We start from the raw sequence: 18,459 nt of genomic DNA on the forward strand, positions 1-18,459 counted from the left end.
GTAGCGTGGATCTGCCAAACCTGCATCGCGACGACTTGCCGCAGCTTCGAGAGCTTGCAAGCTTGGTGCTTGCACCAGCTTTCACGCCCCAATATCAACTATTTCACGACAGTTGCTAAGGGTTTGAATGAGCGTATTGTCTGGGGACGCAGTCATCGTGCCTACTGGCGTGCCGGGCCTGGACGACATCCTGGCAGGTGGCTATGCCGCCAACCGTGCTCACCTCATCGAGGGTCAGCCAGGTTCCGGAAAGACCACGATCGGCATCCAGTTTCTGCTCGAAGGCCTGCGCAGCAGCGAAAGGTGTCTTTACATCACGCTATCCGAAAGCAAGCGTGAGCTGCTGGCCGTAGCCGAGCGACACGGCTGGGATCTCTCCGGCCTCGAAATCTACGAGCTCATCCCGCCCGAACTGAGCCTCGATCCGAGCAACCAGCAGACACTGATCCATTCCTCCGAGCTGGAACTCGGGGAGACGGTGCGCATGGTCCTGGCAGAGGCCGAGCGGGTCAAGCCCACCCGCGTGGTCTTCGACAGCCTCTCGGAAATCCGCCTGTTGTCACAGGGCTCCCTGCGCTACCGGCGGCAGGTGCTGGCGCTGAAGAATTTCTTCCTGCTCCATAATACGACAGTTCTCCTGCTCGACGATCTCGCGGCCGGACCTGACGACCTCAATCTTCACAGCTTGGCCCACGCCATCATCCGGCTGGAGCAACTGGCGCCCATCTATGGTGTGGAGCGGCGGCGTGTCCGGGTCATCAAAATGCGTGGAACGCATTTCCGCGGCGGGTATCACGACCTCATCATTCGGCGCGGCGGGGTGCAAGTGTTTCCTCGCCTCGTCGCCCAGGAGCACCAGCGCGCCTTCGACTCGGAACCCGCCTCCAGCGCACTGCCGGAGCTCGACGCGTTGCTCGGCGGCGGACTAGACCGCGGCACTACGACGCTGATCGCCGGCCCCTCCGGTTCGGGCAAGTCGTCGCTGGCGCTCGCATTCGCTTACGCTGCGCTGAAGCGCGGCGAGCATGCCCTTTTCGTCAATTTCGACGAGACGCGGCACGTCTTCTTCCGCAGGGCGGCCGGCCTCGGAATGGACCTCCAGCCCTTCCACGACGCCGGCGCGCTTGTGGCGGAGCACGTGGACCCTGCGGAGCTGTCGCCGGGCGAACTCGTCGGCAGGATCCGCAACGCGGTCGAGGGACACGACGCCCGGGTGGTCGTGATCGACTCCCTCAGCGGATACATGAACGCGATGCCCGAGGAGCAGTTCCTGCTGCTGCAGATGCACGAGCTGGCGACCTATCTCAACCAACAGGGCGTGGTGAGCATCCTTATCCTCGCGCAGAGCGGCATGGTAGGGCAGATGCATTCGCCGCTCGACCTGACCTATCTTAGCGACGCCGTGCTGATGCTGCGCTTCTTCGAGGCCGGCGGCCGCATTCGGCGCGCCGCCTCGGCGATCAAGAAGCGCACCGGTCCGCATGAAAGCACCATCCGCGAGTTCATGATCGACGCCGGCGGCATCCGGGTAGGCGAGGCGCTGACCACGTTCCGCGGAGTGCTAACCGGCGTCCCGGCATATGAAGGCGACGACCAGACACTCATCAGGCAACGCGATGCCGCCGGATAGCGGGCGCGTCCTGCTTCTCACGCCCGAGGGCCGCGATGCAGAGGTAGCCTCCGCTATCTTGCGCAACGTGGGCATTACCTCGCGCGCCGTCCGGGTTATCCCGGAACTCATCGAACACCTGCCGGAGGCCAGCTGTGCTGTGGTCTCGGCGGAAGGGCTCCTCCGCGCGGACCGGCAGGAATTGGCGGCATGGATCAACTCGCAGCCGCCGTGGTCCGACTTCCCCTTCGTCCTCCTCACCTTCCGCGGTGCGGCCCCCGATCCGCGCCTGGTCGAGCTGCTCGGCAACGTCACCATCCTCGAGCGGCCGTTCCACCCCAACGTGCTGGTCAATGCCGTGCGCTCGGCGGCGCGGGCGCGCCGGCGCCAGCGCGAGGCCGAGCTTTACCTGGACGAACGCCGGCGCTCTGAGGAGCACAAGGAAATCCTGATCCGCGAGCTGCATCACCGTGTTAAAAACATGCTCGCCACCGTGCAGGCGCTGATCCGGGCGCCGACGACCGCCGTGGGCAGCGTCGCCGAGTTCCGGGACATCCTCTCGGCGCGCCTCCAGTCGCTGGCCCAGACCCACGACCTGCTGCTTGCTGGTGATTGGCAGGCCGTGCCGCTCAGGGAGATTCTGCGGGGCGAGCTCAGTCCGTTCGGCGACGGCATGCGTATTCAGCTCGAAGGCCCGGAAGTGGAATTGCCGCCCGATCTCGCCCTGGCGCTTGGGATGGCGTTTCACGAGTTAGCGACGAACGCCGCCAAATATGGCGCCCTGTCGACCCCAGCCGGTCGGCTCGAGGTCAACTGGGAAATACGAGCAGACGACACCGAACTGGAACTCGCTCTGCGCTGGGTCGAGCGCGACGGTCCTTCCGTAACGCAGCCTGGCCGGCAAGGCTTCGGAACCAAGCTGATCCAGCGTATGCTGGGTAGTCGCAAGGGAGCAGGCTTTTCCTTTGATTTTCAGCCGTCTGGATTGGAGTTCGGCCTGACCCTGTCTCTGGAGCAACAGCCTTCGGCTGGCATCGCCGGAGTCCCGGCCAGGATACCTGCGGTCGGACCTCTCGGGGCGTAGGATCATTCCGTTGGCTCGGATAGACCGCCCGCTTCCGCAGGAGACGAGTATGCCTGAGCATCTGCTCTGTGCCGCAAGAAGCCTCATTGCTCGTGGTTTCTACATGTCTGCTTACAGGAAGCGGCAAAGACGTCCACAACGGTCAGGAGGGGGCATAATGCGGTCATTCGTGAAGCGTGGCGGGAACGACTGACCAAGGCTCGAAGCTGCCATCCGGGAGCGACCGAATACCCCATCTATAATAGTCGTTCTGGGCAAATAGTCATCGGGAATTGACCCTCTGTTCCGCAGCTACAGCGGCGCTGACCTTTGTTGTCGGACGACTGATTCGGCCAACGAAGGCTGACAGGATCGGCCATCAAAGAACGCTGAATGACGCCCAAACGTATCAATCCGTTCTACTGAGATATGTTTGCAGATCAAATTCTTGCCTTCCAGACCGCCCTGTGATACCTTTCCGGATCAAATCGAGCAAATTGATCTGTAAAGGATTCAAATGAAAACCGAAGCAGAGGCTCTGGATATGATCGGCGACCATTTTCGGCGCGCACGGCTAGCGACGGGCCTGACGCAGGAACAGGTCGCCGATCTCGCCGGCATATCCCGTCCCCGCTATCGCGACATCGAAACCGGAGCCGCAGCGGCACGCGCCACGACTCTGATCAATGTTGCAAGGGCGCTTGGCCTGGAGATGATGCTGGTTCCTCAGGCGATGGTCCCGGCCATTGAGGCCCTGCTCAGCCCGCAGGGCGAGGACGACCGGCCGGCTTTCAGCCCGCAAGCGGAAGGTGATGATGAATAGAGCCCGCTCCGCCGAAACCGTCCTGTCTCTCGATGTTCTCCTCAATGAGGTGAAGGTCGGCACGATCGTCAGGACACCGGGCGACTTCAACGCCTTCAGCTTCGATCCTGCCTATCGCGCGAGCGGAGGGCATCCCGTGTTGAGCCTGTCCTTCCGCGCGGCGACGGGAGGATTGCGCAAGGATCCACGCCCGGTGGCAGGCGCCTTGCCGCCCTTCTTTGCCAACCTCCTGCCCGAGGACAAGCTGCGCGAGGCGATGGAAAAGCATCACGCCCGGACCGTCCGGCCTGGCAATGATTTCGATCTGCTGGCCGCGCTGGGCGCCGACCTGCCAGGCGCTGTGCGGGTTATCCCGAGTAACGGAGATATCGTCGCTGCAACCGCTGCAGTTGAGGGCGAGCCGAAAGCGCGTTTCTCGCTCGCCGGCGTGCAAATGAAGCTTTCGGTGATGAAGAACACCGGCAAGGGCGGCGGGTTGACAGTGCCGCTCGGGGACAGCGACGGTCAGTACATCGCCAAGTTTCCTTCGACCGCCTTTCCAGGCGTGTCGGAGAACGAGTTCGCCAATCTCGCGCTGGCCGAAGCCATCGGCATGGACGTGCCCGAACGCGAGCTGGTGGGCAAAGACCAGTTCGAAGGCATCCCTGAAGAGTTCGAGACCCTGGCCGAGGGGCTGGTCCTTCTTATCCGGCGGTTCGATCGCGCCTCCGGCGCGCGACGAATTCATATCGAGGATTTCGCCCAGGTCTTCGGTATCTATCCGGCACGAAAATATGAAGGCGCGGCCTATCATGACATAGCCGCGGCTCTGAATGTGGCGATCTCGCCGATAGCGGCGCTGGAGTTCGTCCGCCGCCTGACCCTGTCGGTGGTCATGGGTAATGGCGACATGCACCTGAAAAACTGGTCGTTGATCTATCCCGGTGACGGCAATTCGCCCGCCCTGGCGCCGATCTACGACATGCTTTCGACGGTTCCCTATATCCCGGCTGACAATCTGGCTTTGTCGCTTGGCGGCGAACGCGCGTTCAAGGCACTGACGCTGTCGCGGTGGAAGGCATTCGCCAATCGGGCGCGGCTTCCAGAGCCCGCCGTCCTGAAAACTGTCAGCGAAACTGTAAGGCGTATCGATGCGCATTGGTGGAAATTGCCGGAACGTGATGCGATACCATCGATCGTTCTGGAGCGGATCGACGCCCATGTGAGGGCCATGACGCCTGTCCTCTTGGACTGAGCGCCGTTCATTGGTGCGGCTGACAGAGAAATGGCCCCGGCTGTGTCGCCGGGGCCATTTGCGCTTCAATCGCCGCGACGCGGGCTGGGGCGGGACCAGATCAGCGAGTAGGCTTCGCCGTCCTCGTCATCGAAGAGGTTGGCGTAGATCGGGGCGGTGAAGCTCGGATCATCGAGCTTGAGACCGAGATAATCGCGGCCTTCGCCCGAGCGCTTGGACCAGGCGGCACCGATCTCGGCGCGGCCGACCAGGACCCGGTGGCTGGGAGCGTTCTCGCCGTTTGCGCGGATGTCGGGAACGATACGCACGCCCTTGGCCTGGACACTGAGGGTGACGATTTCGCCGGTGAATTCGTTCGAACCGGTCTTCTTGAAGGTGCCGATGGTCGCCATTTTCAAATCTCCGCTTTCCGTTTTCGAGCCCGCACCATTGCGGCCTCGATGGCGATCGACGGGACGCAGACGATCACTGGCGCATCCCCGTTTGCGGGGACTGGACAGCACAGGAGGGACTTTCTTGCTCGCGCGAGGAATGACGCGCCTCGGGGTCCCATGGAACATGGGGTGGGGCCGTCAGGGGAAGAAAGTTGTGACGTCGCTGTTGCGCCAAAGCGATCGAAGCGCGCCCCGCGCGCTGGTCTTCGGCCAGATCAGGCCATGGAAGAGGCCGCTTGGAGCGGTCAGAGATACGAAAAGAACGCAGAGTCTGGCGCATTCAAGGTTCCGCCAGACCGGTCGCGACGGATGCCCGTGACGTCGCTCCTGTCCTTGGCACGCGTACCGCTATTTGACCCAACCGAAGTCGGCGAGAGCGCACCCCGCCTGGGTTCCGCAATGTGCCCGCGAAATTCGCGCCACCCGTCCTGCGCTCCCGCTATGGGCCGCATCGCTCCACCGGGCTGATGCGAGTTCACCACGCCGGTCCCGCGCCACTGATCCCTGATGACAGCGAGCTTATCCCTCTGTTCTGGCCTCCACCCGGATTCTACACACGCGGCTAGATGCGCGCATGGCCCGTGTCAGCAGACTCGGCAGATGCCATTGCCGCAAGCCGCAAGAAGGTCGTCACTCCCACGGCAATTGCGCCAATGACCGAGAAGATGAGCTGCCAGGTTTCGGACGGCATCATATGTTTGACGATGCCGAGAGCAGCGTAAAAGCCGGCGACGACAGCCGGAGTGACAAAGACGAGCGCGATCAGCAACCGAGCCCATAGCGGCCGGACCACAATGAGCAGGCCTTGGGCTGCCGCCAAGGTCAGGCCGGCAGCGAGCAAACCAACAAGAACAGCCCCAAGCCAGCCCGCGCCGGTGCCGTAGGCCCAGATACCGGCGTTCACGCCGATGAAGAAGGGCAACGCAAAGACGGCAAGATTGAACAGCAGCCAGCACATGAAACCTATGGCGGCCATGGCGACGAGAATACCGAGAAAGGTCATGGTGGTGTCTCCGTGCAATGGATTGGACGGTGCGCCTGCCACCACCTCCACGGCGCGATCGGAACAGTAGCAGAAGTGCCAGCGATCAGTAAGAACAAATAGGGATCAAAGAGATCCCCTGACCTTGTCCGGCCCTTTTCCTTGCTCTGCCTGGACATGCTCGGATCCAGCGGCCCATCACGTTAAAGGCGATGTGTTTCGCCGGCATGACAGGACGTTGAGCCATCTCCGGTTCGTCGAAGGCCTTGAGGGATTGCGGGCGGCGCTCACGCGCCGCCCGCCCCGAAGCGGTAGACAGGAATGCCCAATTTGCGCGCCTTGTCGGCCAGATTGTCCTGAATCCCGGTACCGGGAAAGACGATGACCCCGATCGGCATCGTGCCGAGCATCTGATCGTTGCGTTTGAAAGGCGCGGCCTTGGCGTGTTTGGCCCAATCGGGCTTGAAGGCGACCTGCGGCACCTTGCGATTGTGGGCCCAGGTGGCGGCGATGCGCTCGGCGCCCTTCGGCGATCCGCCATGCAGCAGCACCATGTCCGGATGCTTGGCATGAACCTGATCGAGCTTGTCCCAGATCAATCGATGGTCGGTGGTCTCGCCACCCGAAAAGGCGATCTTCGTGCCGGCCGGTAACAGCACGTCATTGTCGGCGCGTCGCTTGGCGACGATGAAGTCCCGGCTATCGATCATGGCCGCCGTCATCTGGCGATGATTGACCCGTGAACCCGAGCGCGGCGACCAGGGCATGCCGAGGGTGCGCAGATAGATATCGGCAGCGGTCTCGCGGAAAAGCTCAAGACTGTCACGGCGTTCGATGAGACTTTGCCCGACCCCGATCAGGGTCTCGAGCTGGACGGATTTCACCTCGGACCCGTCCTGTTCGCGCTGGAGACGCTTCTGGGCCTGCTCGTTGTCGTCGAGCTTCTTTTCGATCCGTTCGACAGCGCGGTGGAAGGTATTGACGCTCGACCAGAGGATCTCGGCAAGGTCGAAATCGAGACTGGTGTCGGCCATGGTAGAGATCAGGGCGTCGAAAATGTCAGCGACCGCGCTCTGGATGATGTGATCCTCGGGCGTGATCCGGAGATCGGGCTCGTCCTCTGACGGACGATAGCCGTAAAGCTCAAGCTCCTCGATGACATGGCCGGTGGCAGATGTCGCGTGATCGGGTTCGCGTTCGTCATGGGTGTACATGGCAGGCTCCAATGGCAAGGACCGCGACCGTCGCGGCCTTATGGCGACGACAAGCCCGCAGGCGGTCCGGCCAGGCAGCCCGAGCCTTTCGCGAGGGTCTCGATGGCAAAGCCCGGCTGATTTGCTTCGCGCTGTAAAGGCGGGGGAGACGGGGTCCCAACGCGACTCGTCGCGTGGGGTGGCGGGCCGCCGACGGAAATCAGTCGGGCGCCGCCATTGCCCGGCCGGTCCGTTTGTGGGCCGCTCGCCCTCTCAAAGGCCGAAGCGCGGTCCCCTGCCGAATAGGAAAGGCTTCCTGTATGCCGCAACGGAACGCGAGCGCCCGCCCGCTTCTCATCCCGGCTATGCAGCCAAAGCCATGAAACGGCTGACATCGTCTGGAGCCAGTTGCCCGCGAAGCCGTACCCGCAATGCATCCAGCCCGCACGAAGTGAGGTCTTCGTTGAAGTCACCCATCATCGGCGAAAGCGTGATGGTCTCGATTCCGGCCGCCAGCGCCTGTTCGACGAGCCTGTCTCGTGCGCTGTCGCCTGCCGGATCGTTGTCACGCACGATATAGAGCCTGCGCAGATGGGCCGGGAACAGGAAAGCAGCGAGGTGCCCGGCTGAGAGTGCGGCGGCCATCGGCATCTGTGGCAGCAATTGCCGCAGCGACAGAATGGTCTCGATGCCTTCTCCCGCCGCGATGACATCTTGTGCCTTTCCGAACCGGACGGCGTTACCAAGCAGGTCCCCCATGGCCTTGCGTGGCGGATCACGCGGCGCCTTGCCCGACCCGTCACGCGCGAGCCAGGTGCGGTGAGCGCCGGTCATGTCGCCATCGCGATCGGTGACCGCCGCGATTATCGCCGGCCAGGTCTCGGTTGGCCCTCCATGCTCGGGCCGCCAGTAGCAGTTCGGATGGAAGCGCAGCGCGCCGGTTCCGTGCAAATCCGTAATGCCGCGTCTCCGCAAATATGTCTCTGCGAGAGTGCCCGTGATCGGTTGTGCGATGCGCCAGAGCCTGCGTGCGGCTTCTGCCGACCCCGATATAGCTGGAGTTCCGCGAGGCGGCCCCGTGGGCGCCGGTTCCGGATAAGGAAGGCTGAGAAAGCGGCGGGCTTCATCGGCGACCTCGGCGAAGTCGAGGAGACCGAGACTTTCGCGGATTACATCGAGCAGATCACCATGCTCGCCGGTGGCGGCATCGGACCATTTGCCCGCCGGTCCCCTGGCACTGTCATGCAGCCGCACGAACATCGAGCGTCCCGCGCCATTGCGGACGTCCCCGACCTGCCAGTATTGGCCCTGTTTATGGCCATTCGAGAGGTAGTGACGACAAACCGACTCGGCCTGCCGACTGAGACGCTGCGCCAGATCGGTGGCGTAAAGACGGGACATCAGGCCGCCTCCCGTTCTGCGATACGTTCGATCGGGAAGCGCTCCACCAGCCTGCCGATAATCCCGCTGCCGGCTGCCCCGACCGGCACAAAGAAGCGCAACTTCCACGATATGATTTCGCTGAAAAGCCCATAGGCGCGCAGGCGTTCGCGCATGGCTTCGCTGAAGCCAGTGAGTTCAATGCGATAGGCACCCATGACCCGGACGCGGCGCAGTTGCAGCCCTTCGGCGAGGTCGAGAATTGTGCGCCCGTCGATCAAAGCGGCGTAAGCCTCATTGGCCGTCAGGCTGACGCTTTCTGTGGCGGCGGCGCTGGCTGCCCATGCCGGCGAGACACGGCGGCCGATGATGCGCTCGCCGTCATCGGTCTGGAGCCGATAAACACGGGTAGAATCCTGCGGCAGGCGCTTCCAGACCGGCAGGAGCAATCCCGCCACGATGTAAAGGGTGCCCTCGGAATAGGCCGGTACCTGCGCGACTTCCCGGCTCCACATGGCCGCGAAGCTGTCCCGATCGGCTTCGGTCCAGTGCGTTTCGCCCATCACCCGAAGGGCAATGGTCATGCTCTCCATCGGCCGGAGCAGCCGTACGCGCGGCTCGATCTCGCCATCGTCCAGCATGACACTGGTAGCGGGGATCTGGACGGCGGCACGGGCCGAGCGTTCATTCACCAACAGTTTTGCCCACGGATCGGCCAGTTCATGCAGGGCTGCATCGAGCGACATCGGCTGGTTGCGCTTGCGCTCGCTGATTGAAACCAGCCGGGTCTCAGCGCCGGTCGCGGGGTGGGTGTAAATGACCTGACGGCCGGTCACAGTGAAGCTTTCGGCGCGGAGCGTTTCGAGACCAAGATCGTATGTGCCGGAGGCGATAGCCCCATCGACCCGCGCTTCGAGCAGTTGCTCGAAAGCCGAGAACAGGATGGCCTGCAGGTCGATGGTCAGCGCCAGTAGCCGGTTGAGAAAGGTAGTGATCGGCGGCAGGTCGTCCTTGATGCCGTTCGCATCCATCAACTTCAGACCGGTCATCTGCTCGAAACGGCCGAGCGAACAGCCTTGCACCTTGCCGCGCACGATCAGCATATAGAGCTGCCGCAAGGCATCGCGGGCATAGGGGCTTTCGAGATTGTCCTCGGGCCGAAAGAGGCCCTGGCCCCCGGTCTGGCGCTGGCCACGCGTGATCGCGCCGAGCGTGTCGAGACGCCGCGCGATGGTCGAAAGGAAACGCTTCTCAGCCTTCACATCGGTCGCGATGGGCCGGAACAGCGGCGGCTGCGCCTGGTTGGTGCGATTGGTGCGGCCCAACCCCTGAATGGCAGCGTCTGCCTTCCAGCCCGGTTCGAGAAGATAGTGGACCCGCAGGCGCCGGTTCCGCGCCCCGAGATCGGCATGGTAGCTGCGCCCGGTGCCGCCCGCATCGGAAAAGACCAGAATGCGCTTCTGATCATCCATGAAGGCGGCGGTTTCGGCAAGGTTCGCGGAAGGCGCGCGGTTCTCGACCGCCAGCCTTGCCGCTGGGCCTTCGCCCTTGCGGATGATCCGGCGCGAACGGCCCGTGACCTCGGCCACGACATCGGTTCCAAACCGCTGCACGATCTGGTCCAGGGCGCCGGGAACGGGCGGGAGGCAGGCCAGGTGCTCGATCATCGCGTCGCGCCGGGCAACAGCCGCCCGACATTCGACGGGCTGGCCATCACGAAATACCGGCCGCGAGGAGAGATTGCCCTCGCTATCGGTGAAGGGTTCGTAGAGCTGCACCGGGAAGGAATGGGCGAGATAATCGAGTACGTATTCTCTTGGCGTGATGTCGACGCGGACGTCGTTCCATTCCTCGCTCGGTAGTTCGGCGAGGCGGCGCTCCATCAACGCCTCGCCGGTCGAGACGATCTGGATGACGGCGGCGTGCCCGGCCGCAAGATCGGCATCGATGGACCGGATCAATGTCGGGGTTTTCATGCTGGTCAGGAGATGCCCGAAGAAGCGCTGTTTCGCGGATTCGAAGGCGGATCGGGCGGCGCTCTTGGCCTGGCGGTTCAACGCGCCCTCGCTGCCGGTGATGTTTGCCGCCTCCATCGCCGCATCGAGATTGTTGTGAATGACCGCAAAGGCGCCGGCATAGGCATCATAGATGCGGCGCTGCTCGTCCGTCAGCCGATGCTCCACCAGTTCATATTCGACGCCATCGTAGGAAAGGGACCGCGCGGTATAGAGCCCAAGCGAACGCAAATCGCGCGCCAGCACCTCCATCGCCGCCACACCGCCAGCCTCGATCGCCTCGACGAATTCGGCGCGGCTGGCGAAAGGAAAGTCCGCGCCGCCCCAGAGGCCGAGCCGCTGGGCATAGGCGAGGTTATGCACCGTCGTTGCGCCCGTCGCCGAGACATAAACAATCCGGGCATCGGGCAGTGCGTGCTGGAGCCGCAGCCCGGCACGCCCCTGCTGCGATGCGGCGATATTGCCGCGCTCTCCCTTGCCGCCGCCGGCGTTCTGCATGGCATGGCTCTCGTCGAAGATGATGACACCGTCGAAATCCGATCCCAGCCAATCCACGATCTGCCGGACGCGCGAAACCTTCTCGCCGCGATCATCCGAGCGCAGCGTGGCATAGGTGGTAAAAAGGATGCCTTCCGACAGCGTGATCGGCTTGCCCTGCGAGAAGCGCGATAGCGGCGTGATCAGAAGCCGCTCCATACCGAGCGCCGACCAGTCCCGCTGCGCGTCCTCGATCAGCTTGTCCGACTTGCTGATCCAGATGGCCTTGCGCCGCCCGCGCAGCCAGTTGTCGAGGATGATTCCGGCAGATTGGCGGCCTTTTCCGGCTCCGGTACCGTCACCGAGCATGAACCCCCGGCGGAACCGTACAGCGCCTTCTGCGTCCGCGGGCGCAGCGCTAACCGTGTCGAAGGTTTCGTCCACGGACCAGGCGCCGGCCAGATAATCGGCATGGGCTTCACCGGCATAGATCACCGTCTCGAGCTGGGCATCGGAGAGGCGCTCACGGATGTCGCCAGGCAGCATCGGCCGATAAGATGGCTTCGGTGGTGCAACCGAAGCCATGGCAGCCGATTGGACAAGCTTGGTTGGATGCGGCTCTGCACCGGGAATCCGGATCGACTGCAATCCGTACTGCTTATAGATCGCATCGGTTAGTCGTGCGCCCTCGGGCGGCGTCCAGTCCACCGTCTCATAGACGAGTTCAACACCCTCAGGATCGCCAAGTGGAGCGGTGGCGGATCGCGCCATCGCCGCGCGCGTGAGGGTGCCGCGCACTGACTTTGGCACAGCCGCCAGGACGGATTCCGGCAGTTTCGGGTGTGTAACCGGCAAGCGTGGTGGAACTTGTGTCTCGATCCAGTCGAGCAGCTTCGCAACATCGGGCGCAGTGCCGGATGAAGCCGGAAACTGCGACGGATCTTTGGCCGGCGTCTTGTCGATAACGATCAGGCGCGTCGCGAAGGTCGTGCCATGCTTCGCGTAAACCGATCCGGCGATGGCTGCGCTGAAGACCAGGCGGCCCTGCTCTTGCAGGCGAACGAAAGCATTGCGCCAGCCAGCTTGATCAGGAGATAAATTCGCTCCCGTTATAGCTACGAGCCGCCCGCCATCGGCCAGCCGTGCGAGAGCCGAGGTGACATGGCGGAACGCCGTGTCAGCCATTCGCCCCGAAACATTGGCCGTCGCCGAGAATGGCGGGTTCATCAGCACGACCGAGGGGACGATCGCCGGTCGGAGGTGATCGTCGATCTGTGCGGCATCGAAGCGGGTGGTGGAAACAGCCGGAAAGAGGGAAGAAAGCAGCTCAGCGCGGGTATCGGCCAGCTCATTCAGCACCAGCCTGCCGCCGGCAATCTCGGCCAGGATCGCCATGAGGCCGGTTCCGGCCGACGGTTCCAGCACCACGTCGTTGGCGGTGATTTTGGCTGCTGCGATGGCAGCGAGACCGAGCGGTGCGGGCGTCGAGAATTGCTGGAGCGCCTGGCTTTCCTCGGATCGGCGCGTGTGGGTCGGCAACCGGTCCACGATCCGGGCAATGGCGGAAAGCCGTGCAGCCGGAGACGCGGCTTTCCGGAAAAGCGCTTTCCCGTATTTGCGCAAGAAGAGGACTGTCGCGACTTCGCAGGCCTCATAGGCCGTCTTCCAGTCCCAGGCACCGGTCGCATCGGAGGCGCCGAAAGCCGTTTCCATCGCATCGCGCAGCGTCGCGGCACTGACATGCTGGCCGCGTTCCAGATGGCCCAAGAGGATGGTCGCGGCGGTAAGAATGGCAGGAGCTGTGGCAACGGACGTGACCGAGCCGGTCACGGGAGACACCATGTTCATGAGAGGAACCTCGGGAGAGCGGAAACAGGAGAGCCCGAGCAGTGCTCTCTCTCAGCTGCCCGAACTCATCCCGTTCCGGCCGCCCTCTTCCTCTTGCCGACTACGGTCGAGCGCAGTTTCCCGACAATGCCGCACCCGAAATGAAAATATGGGGATGAAGCGTACAGTAGCATCGTCCTTCGTCTCTCGAGACGATACTGTGCCTACGTCTTGAGAGAGGGGCGTATTATGGAAGCTATTCTTGCTCAACTCATTGGCGGCCTCGCCGGTGGTGCCGCCGGCGGCAAGGCTGTCAAAGGCGCGGACCTTGGCAATATCGGCAATCTGATCGCCGGAGCCGTGGGCGGCGTTGGCGGCGGTACGCTGTTGGGTTCACTGCTTGGCGCTGGCGGCGCGGCCGGTGGTCTCGATATTGCTGCCCTTGCCGGCCAACTGGTTGGCGGCGGTGTCGCAGGAGCGATCGTGCAGATAGTTGCCGGTCTGGTCATCAACAAATTCATCAAGAAGGCATAGGGAGCCATTCATGCATAAGTTTGAGATTTACAAGGATAAGGCTGGCGAGTTCCGGGTGCGCTTCAAATATAACAGCGAAGTGATGTTCTCGACCGAGGGCTACACGAGCAAGGCCAGCGCGCAGAACGCGATCGACTCAATCAAGAAGAATGGTCCCGACGCGCCGGTCGAGGATAACAGCTAAGCATCGCGCGGCTCAGCGATCGGTGGCTGTTGGGGCAATTCAGCCAAATCGGCCACCGATTTCAGTAAAGGTATATCCGTTGGCGAGGATGGTCTCGTCCACCACCTCATCGGAGGACAGGTAGTCATATTCGCGCTCGAGCTGGCGATAAAGCCAGCGGGCGAGATCGCGCAGCGCCTCGGTGACGACGTCCTCCGCGTCGGCGGTCATGTCCTGCCAGTTCGGGCTGGCCCGCTCGACCGAGATTTCCATGCAGTATTCGTGGTAATAATGGCCGCGATGACCAACGTCAGCGCGAAGCTGATAAAAGTTGCGCCGCTGGGCATCCTGAAGCGCATCGGCGATGCCATGCAGCATCTCGTCCTGCGGCGCGTAAGCCCGGATCGCGGCTGAGGCATTCTTGCCATACGAGTAGGAGCCCTCCCAGCACGCGCCGTCACCTTGCGACCAGAAGCCCCGGAACCAGATGCAGGGTTCCTGCCGCGATCCGCCGCCCATCAGGCGAGCAGTCCGGGTCTTGAAGCGGATACCGAGGATCTCGGCGATGCGCTGGAAATCCTCATAGACGGCGTCGAACCAATCGTAGTCGAAGCCGCCATCGCGATACCAGGCGCGGGCCTTGTCCTTCGCCGTGTGGGAAAGCTCGTTGAGGCGATAGACCGTGGTTTCGATGATCTCAGGCATGGGGATCGCCTCCCTCCAGCACGGTCGCGAGCCAGCCGTCGGTGTAGATCCAGTCCACGGTCTCGCCGGTCGAAAGATCGAGTACGTGCGCGCCGCCGCCGAAACCATCGAGGCGCGGCTTCGAGCAGGTGTTGGCATATTGGAAGCCCCACCGGCCCGTGAGCCCGAACACGGCGGCGCAGCGCTTGACGAACTGGATGACGTGCTCGGGATCCCCGGTGGGATCGTCGCGTATCCAGAGCTGCGTACCGCCATGTTCGGGCTGGATCGACAGCAGGAAGCCATCCGATGACGGATCTTCGGCGGCGTTTTCGTCCGCCAGCGCATTATAGAGTTCGAGCGCGCGGACAGCGTTCTCAGGGGTGCCTACATCGAGCAGGCAGGAAAAATGGGTGTAATAGTCAGCCATAATTGCCTCCGGACATGACGAGACCTGGCGCAGGACCAGACCTATTGCGTGGAAGGGGATGAAAATCAGGCGGCGCGGGGCRGGCTAAGCAGTTCCGCGGCGGTCTCCCSCCAGCCGCGATCGACCAGGCGTGTCTCGAGGAGACTGGCGCGATAGCGCAGGTTGCGGGCCAACCGGGCATTGCAAGCTGCCGAGGCGCTGCCGCGCAATCGGCTTGCCTCGCTCACGATACGGCGGGCTTGCGCGTCAGAGGTGACAGGCTGCTGCCAGACAATGGCCCGAGCCCGGATTTCTCCGGCGAGGACCAGACCGTAGGTCGAGTCATGAATTGCGGCGATGCGCGCCTCAAAGCGCAGCGTGTCGTCCCCTCCAACGCGAATATCGTCACGCGAAACGCGCTGTGCCGCGATCGTCATGGCGTCTTGGGGAGAGGTACATTCGCCGATAACGATAGTCCGGTCGAATTCGTCTGCATCGTGATCATCGACAAAACGGACAGTGCCGAGACAGGAAACCCGTAGCGGATACCGAAGGGCGCTACGCAGCCCGGGCAGCACCTGCCGGGCGAGGATTTCGCCGATCGGTCGAAAGGCGGATGAACGGTTAAGAGACATGGAAGATACTCCGCGACGGGCGCCGGGAGCCTCTCTCTCCGGCCACCAACCCGTCACGGCCAACAGGCCCGCACTCTCCCTCTTCCTTGCCGGGACATGGTCCCGCCGCTGCCGCCGTCGATAGATAGCCCTCCGCAGGGCGACGGCCCGCACGCATTGTCTGCGTTCCGGGCCGCCGGGATGAAGTGCTTGCGCACTTCAGGACCATGGATCGAGTTCGAGTTTCACCATCTCTTCATCGCCGTCGAACTCGTTGGCGGGCATGGCGCCGTGGGTACCGTCCCCGGCCTGGAACACGACGATCGAGACCATCAGCGTGGCAGCGAGGCTGGCGGCGAAGGCGGTAGCATCTGCATAGGACATGGGTTCCGGCTCCTGTCTCGGAGGCGGGGGACCATCCCCCGCGCGACAGGCGCCCGAAGTGTCTGACCGGATCTGCAATCACCCTAGCGCGTTCGGCTCGTCCGAATCCGCGAGGGCGGCACGCGTGCGTAAGCCGACCCCTTGCGGGTTGAATGCAAAGACAACGGATCAGACCAAGGTTCGCGAATGGAAGCGGGGGTGGTGCTCTGCATCTGGCAGGAAACGGCGAAATCCGTTGCATATGGCTCGCCGCGCCAGCCTTGGTGCCACGCTGGCACCAAGGCCATGTTCCTCCAGGCCCGGATGAAAATCCCTTGCTCAGCAATGACGAGGGCCAAACCCAAGGTGAGGCTGGCTCGACTCCCGCCATCCTGATTGCGACAGAAAAAAGACGGGGCAGCCGGAGCCGCCCCGGGTAACGATCATTCAGCCGCGACCATCTGTTGTGCCTCATCCTCCTCTTCGACGGCGCCTTCATCCTCGCTGTCGCCCGCCAGGAAATCGGGAAGGTCCACCTCGACATCGCCATCCGCCGAAGCGTCAACCTCTGCAGCGGAATCGATCATGCGCAGCGGCTCGGGCAGCCAGCCGGTGTCGGCGAGCAGGCGCTCGGCTTCCTTGGCCATGTCGCCCTTCTTGAGATGCCCGATCAGCTCCGACGCCCGTTCGCCTGCACCTTCGCGAACCGCCTCAAGGATGCGTGGCTTGGTCACGCGGCCGAGATAATTGCTGACGGTCGGCTTCCAGCCCGCCGCCACCATGTCGAGGCTGGTAGCGCACACCAGACGGTTCGCCTGGGAGAGACGCACCTCCAGCCCGTGTTGGCTGACGCCCGTGCCGCTATAGGGATTGGGCTTTTCGTAAAGGGCGTTGATGCCAAAGCTGACGCAATGGGCGAGAAGCTCCATGCGGGACTCCTCATCGAGATCGATCAGCCAGTTCCAGAGCGCCTCATCGTCAGCCGGGATGTGATCGCCCCAGCGTTCGTGCCGTTCGGTAACAGACCGCGCCGAGACGCTGTCGCGCAAATCCTCAGCCTGTGCCGGCAAGTGAACCTGGCGGACATGGGCCTCGAGGCATCCCCTGGCGGGCTGCGGCAGGAAGGTGTCCATCACCAGCCGATGCAGCAGCGCGGTCATCGCAATATGGGGATTCATCGCAACAGCATCGCGCAGCGCGAGCGTGCGATGCGCGGTCAGCTCGCTGATCAACCGGTCCGGCAGCGGCCGCACAATCTCGGCCTCATCGTCGTCCTCCGGAGATTCGCTGCCGCCACCGACTTGGACAACCGCATGCGACACACCAGCTACTGCGCCCTCTGTGGCCGGGCCGGAGGAGCCATCGGGATCTTCGCCATCAATCGCCGCTTCATCCTCGGGCCGAACATAACCCCGTTCGGCCCGCAGCTTGCCGTTCCCATCGATGCTGACGAAGACGCCCGCCCGCGCAACCTGTTCGGGATCATAGATCATCGGCCTGCACTCGAATTCTTCCAACGCCTGCTCAATCTCACCAAGCCGCTGATCGACCTCATCGGGCAGCTCGTCGGCCTCGGCATATTCGGCTTCGAGCCGGTCATATTCCTCGCGCAGGGATTCGCGGGTGGCGCGCTCATCGTCGGTCAGATCGGCGACCGAGCCCTCGAGTTCCCGCAGGCCGTGGTCGTGGCCATAGGGAAAGGTCACCGCTACCTCGACCCACTGCCAGCCTTCGGCCGCAATGGACTCGGCTTCGGCTTTCAGCTTTTCGCCTGCTAGGCGATCGAGCAGCTCCGGATCCTGAAGCCAGCCGCCGTCGTCGCGCTGAAAGAGATCGCGCAGCACATAGCCGCCGGCGGCTTCATAGGCCTCGATACCGACAAAAAGCGCTCGCCTGTCAGAGGCGCGCACTGCGGTTTCAGTCAGGAGACGGCGGATATAGTGCGGCTCTTTCTGCCAGGAATCCTTGATCGCATCCCAGACCTGTTCCTGCCGGGCATGGTCTTCCGACACGGTGAAGGCCATGAGCTGTTCGAGCGTCATGCCGTCTTCGGCGTAAACGTCGAGAAGCACGGGCGAGACCGCAGCAAGACGCAGGCGCTGCTTGACGACCTTCGGGTCGACAAAGAAGGCGGCTGCGATGGCTTCCTCGCTCATCGCCTTGTTGCGCAGCGCCTGGAAGGCCCGAAACTGATCGAGCGGATGAAGCGGCGCGCGCTCGATATTTTCCGCGAGCGAGACTTCGTCGATCAGGATGTCGGCATCGGCCTCGGATATGACGCATGGTACCGGTGCAGTTTTTGCGAGACGCTTCTGCTTGACCAGCAATTCAAGGGCCCGATAGCGGCGACCGCCTGCGGGCACCTCGAACATGCCGGTTTCCTTGCCCTCAGGGTCGAGGACTGGCCGCACATGCAGGGACTGGATCAGGCCGCGGCGGGCGATGGATTCGGCCAGTTCCTCGACCGAGATGCCGGCTTTGAGGCGCCGGACATTGGCCTGGCTCAGCGCCAGCTTGTTGAACGGGATATCGCGCGAGGACGCGAGGGTGATCTTCTGAACGGCAGCAGCCATATGCCTTACTCCATGACGGGCGCCGGGAGCCTCTCTCTCCGGCCACCAACCCGTCACGAAGCAAAGCGCCGCCCTCTTCCTC

At 63.2% G+C, this 18,459-nt stretch carries 16 protein-coding genes; 6 read left to right on the forward strand and 10 right to left on the reverse strand.

The window, feature by feature from the left end; all coding sequences use genetic code 11:
• Positions 1-127 precede the first annotated feature (127 nt).
• From L610_RS11865 to L610_RS11880, 4 genes are all read left to right on the forward strand, one after another.
• Positions 128-1,630, forward strand: a complete 1,503-nt coding sequence (locus L610_RS11865) for an ATPase domain-containing protein (RefSeq protein ID WP_144705341.1) — start codon at positions 128-130, stop codon at positions 1,628-1,630.
• Positions 1,581-2,693, forward strand: coding sequence for a sensor histidine kinase (locus L610_RS11870; protein ID WP_245261106.1), 1,113 nt, complete (start codon positions 1,581-1,583; stop codon positions 2,691-2,693). The genes L610_RS11865 and L610_RS11870 overlap by 50 nt, the downstream gene beginning before the upstream one ends.
• Before the next feature lie 496 nt (positions 2,694-3,189).
• Positions 3,190-3,495, forward strand: a complete 306-nt coding sequence (locus tag L610_RS11875; protein ID WP_144705343.1) for a helix-turn-helix domain-containing protein — start codon at positions 3,190-3,192, stop codon at positions 3,493-3,495.
• Positions 3,488-4,729, forward strand: coding sequence for a type II toxin-antitoxin system HipA family toxin (locus tag L610_RS11880; protein WP_144705345.1), 1,242 nt, complete (start codon positions 3,488-3,490; stop codon positions 4,727-4,729). The genes L610_RS11875 and L610_RS11880 overlap by 8 nt, the downstream gene beginning before the upstream one ends.
• Positions 4,730-4,794: 65 nt before the next feature.
• Here the strand turns inward: L610_RS11880 and L610_RS11885 are convergent, their stop codons facing one another.
• The 5 genes from L610_RS11885 to L610_RS11910 all read right to left on the reverse strand — a co-directional run bounded on the left by L610_RS11885 (position 4,795) and on the right by L610_RS11910 (position 13,058).
• Positions 4,795-5,121, reverse strand: a complete 327-nt coding sequence (locus tag L610_RS11885; protein WP_144705347.1) for a DUF736 domain-containing protein — start codon at positions 5,119-5,121, stop codon at positions 4,795-4,797.
• A 604-nt stretch (positions 5,122-5,725) separates the two neighbouring features.
• Positions 5,726-6,166: a hypothetical protein gene (locus L610_RS11895; RefSeq protein ID WP_144705349.1), complete on the reverse strand. Its 441-nt coding sequence runs from the start codon at positions 6,164-6,166 to the stop codon at positions 5,726-5,728.
• 266 nt (positions 6,167-6,432) lie between these two features.
• Entirely contained in the window at positions 6,433-7,359 is a 927-nt protein-coding gene (locus L610_RS11900) for a DUF2493 domain-containing protein (RefSeq protein ID WP_144705351.1), read from the reverse strand.
• A gap of 342 nt (positions 7,360-7,701) precedes the next feature.
• The gene (locus L610_RS11905; RefSeq protein WP_144705353.1) at positions 7,702-8,739 is read right to left on the reverse strand and encodes a toprim domain-containing protein; all 1,038 of its coding nucleotides are present in this window, start codon (positions 8,737-8,739) and stop codon (positions 7,702-7,704) included.
• On the reverse strand, positions 8,739-13,058 hold the full coding sequence (locus L610_RS11910) for a strawberry notch family protein (protein ID WP_144705355.1): 4,320 nt from the start codon (positions 13,056-13,058) through the stop codon (positions 8,739-8,741). The genes L610_RS11905 and L610_RS11910 overlap by 1 nt, the downstream gene beginning before the upstream one ends.
• A gap of 228 nt (positions 13,059-13,286) precedes the next feature.
• Here L610_RS11910 and L610_RS11915 point away from each other — a divergent pair, with 228 nt between their 5' ends.
• On the forward strand, positions 13,287-13,571 hold the full coding sequence (locus L610_RS11915) for a hypothetical protein (protein ID WP_088712176.1): 285 nt from the start codon (positions 13,287-13,289) through the stop codon (positions 13,569-13,571).
• Positions 13,572-13,581: 10 nt separating this feature from the next.
• Complete coding sequence (locus L610_RS11920; RefSeq protein WP_088712175.1) at positions 13,582-13,755, forward strand: YegP family protein; 174 nt, start codon at positions 13,582-13,584, stop codon at positions 13,753-13,755.
• Positions 13,756-13,794: 39 nt separating this feature from the next.
• On the opposite strand, the gene L610_RS11925 is transcribed toward L610_RS11920, so the two are convergent.
• The 5 genes from L610_RS11925 to L610_RS11945 form a co-directional block, all read right to left on the reverse strand.
• Positions 13,795-14,439, reverse strand: coding sequence for an antitoxin of toxin-antitoxin stability system (locus tag L610_RS11925; RefSeq protein WP_144705357.1), 645 nt, complete (start codon positions 14,437-14,439; stop codon positions 13,795-13,797).
• Positions 14,432-14,848 (reverse strand): hypothetical protein, encoded by a 417-nt coding sequence (locus L610_RS11930; protein WP_144705359.1) that lies wholly within the window; start codon positions 14,846-14,848, stop codon positions 14,432-14,434. The genes L610_RS11925 and L610_RS11930 overlap by 8 nt, the downstream gene beginning before the upstream one ends.
• A gap of 65 nt (positions 14,849-14,913) precedes the next feature.
• Positions 14,914-15,462 (reverse strand): hypothetical protein, encoded by a 549-nt coding sequence (locus L610_RS11935; RefSeq protein ID WP_144705361.1) that lies wholly within the window; start codon positions 15,460-15,462, stop codon positions 14,914-14,916.
• 198 nt (positions 15,463-15,660) lie between these two features.
• Complete coding sequence (locus L610_RS11940; RefSeq protein WP_144705363.1) at positions 15,661-15,825, reverse strand: hypothetical protein; 165 nt, start codon at positions 15,823-15,825, stop codon at positions 15,661-15,663.
• A 422-nt stretch (positions 15,826-16,247) separates the two neighbouring features.
• Complete coding sequence (locus tag L610_RS11945; RefSeq protein WP_144705365.1) at positions 16,248-18,377, reverse strand: ParB/RepB/Spo0J family partition protein; 2,130 nt, start codon at positions 18,375-18,377, stop codon at positions 16,248-16,250.
• Positions 18,378-18,459: the final 82 nt, after the last annotated feature.

Origin of the sequence: Aminobacter sp. J44 (assembly GCF_007829415.1) — a bacterium.
In the GTDB taxonomy this organism is placed as follows: domain Bacteria; phylum Pseudomonadota; class Alphaproteobacteria; order Rhizobiales; family Rhizobiaceae; genus Aerobium.

Coding starts and splice junctions, on each gene's coding strand:
- L610_RS11900 (WP_144705351.1), bottom strand. CDS start 7,359: ATGTACACCCATGACGAACGCGAACCCGATCACGCGACATCTGCCACC.
- L610_RS11905 (WP_144705353.1), bottom strand. CDS start 8,739: ATGTCCCGTCTTTACGCCACCGATCTGGCGCAGCGTCTCAGTCGGCAG.
- L610_RS11870 (WP_245261106.1), top strand. CDS start 1,581: ATGAAGGCGACGACCAGACACTCATCAGGCAACGCGATGCCGCCGGAT.
- L610_RS11940 (WP_144705363.1), bottom strand. CDS start 15,825: ATGTCCTATGCAGATGCTACCGCCTTCGCCGCCAGCCTCGCTGCCACG.
- L610_RS11880 (WP_144705345.1), top strand. CDS start 3,488: ATGAATAGAGCCCGCTCCGCCGAAACCGTCCTGTCTCTCGATGTTCTC.
- L610_RS11920 (WP_088712175.1), top strand. CDS start 13,582: ATGCATAAGTTTGAGATTTACAAGGATAAGGCTGGCGAGTTCCGGGTG.
- L610_RS11865 (WP_144705341.1), top strand. CDS start 128: ATGAGCGTATTGTCTGGGGACGCAGTCATCGTGCCTACTGGCGTGCCG.
- L610_RS11875 (WP_144705343.1), top strand. CDS start 3,190: ATGAAAACCGAAGCAGAGGCTCTGGATATGATCGGCGACCATTTTCGG.
- L610_RS11915 (WP_088712176.1), top strand. CDS start 13,287: ATGGAAGCTATTCTTGCTCAACTCATTGGCGGCCTCGCCGGTGGTGCC.
- L610_RS11945 (WP_144705365.1), bottom strand. CDS start 18,377: ATGGCTGCTGCCGTTCAGAAGATCACCCTCGCGTCCTCGCGCGATATC.
- L610_RS11930 (WP_144705359.1), bottom strand. CDS start 14,848: ATGGCTGACTATTACACCCATTTTTCCTGCCTGCTCGATGTAGGCACC.
- L610_RS11925 (WP_144705357.1), bottom strand. CDS start 14,439: ATGCCTGAGATCATCGAAACCACGGTCTATCGCCTCAACGAGCTTTCC.
- L610_RS11910 (WP_144705355.1), bottom strand. CDS start 13,058: ATGAACATGGTGTCTCCCGTGACCGGCTCGGTCACGTCCGTTGCCACA.
- L610_RS11895 (WP_144705349.1), bottom strand. CDS start 6,166: ATGACCTTTCTCGGTATTCTCGTCGCCATGGCCGCCATAGGTTTCATG.
- L610_RS11885 (WP_144705347.1), bottom strand. CDS start 5,121: ATGGCGACCATCGGCACCTTCAAGAAGACCGGTTCGAACGAATTCACC.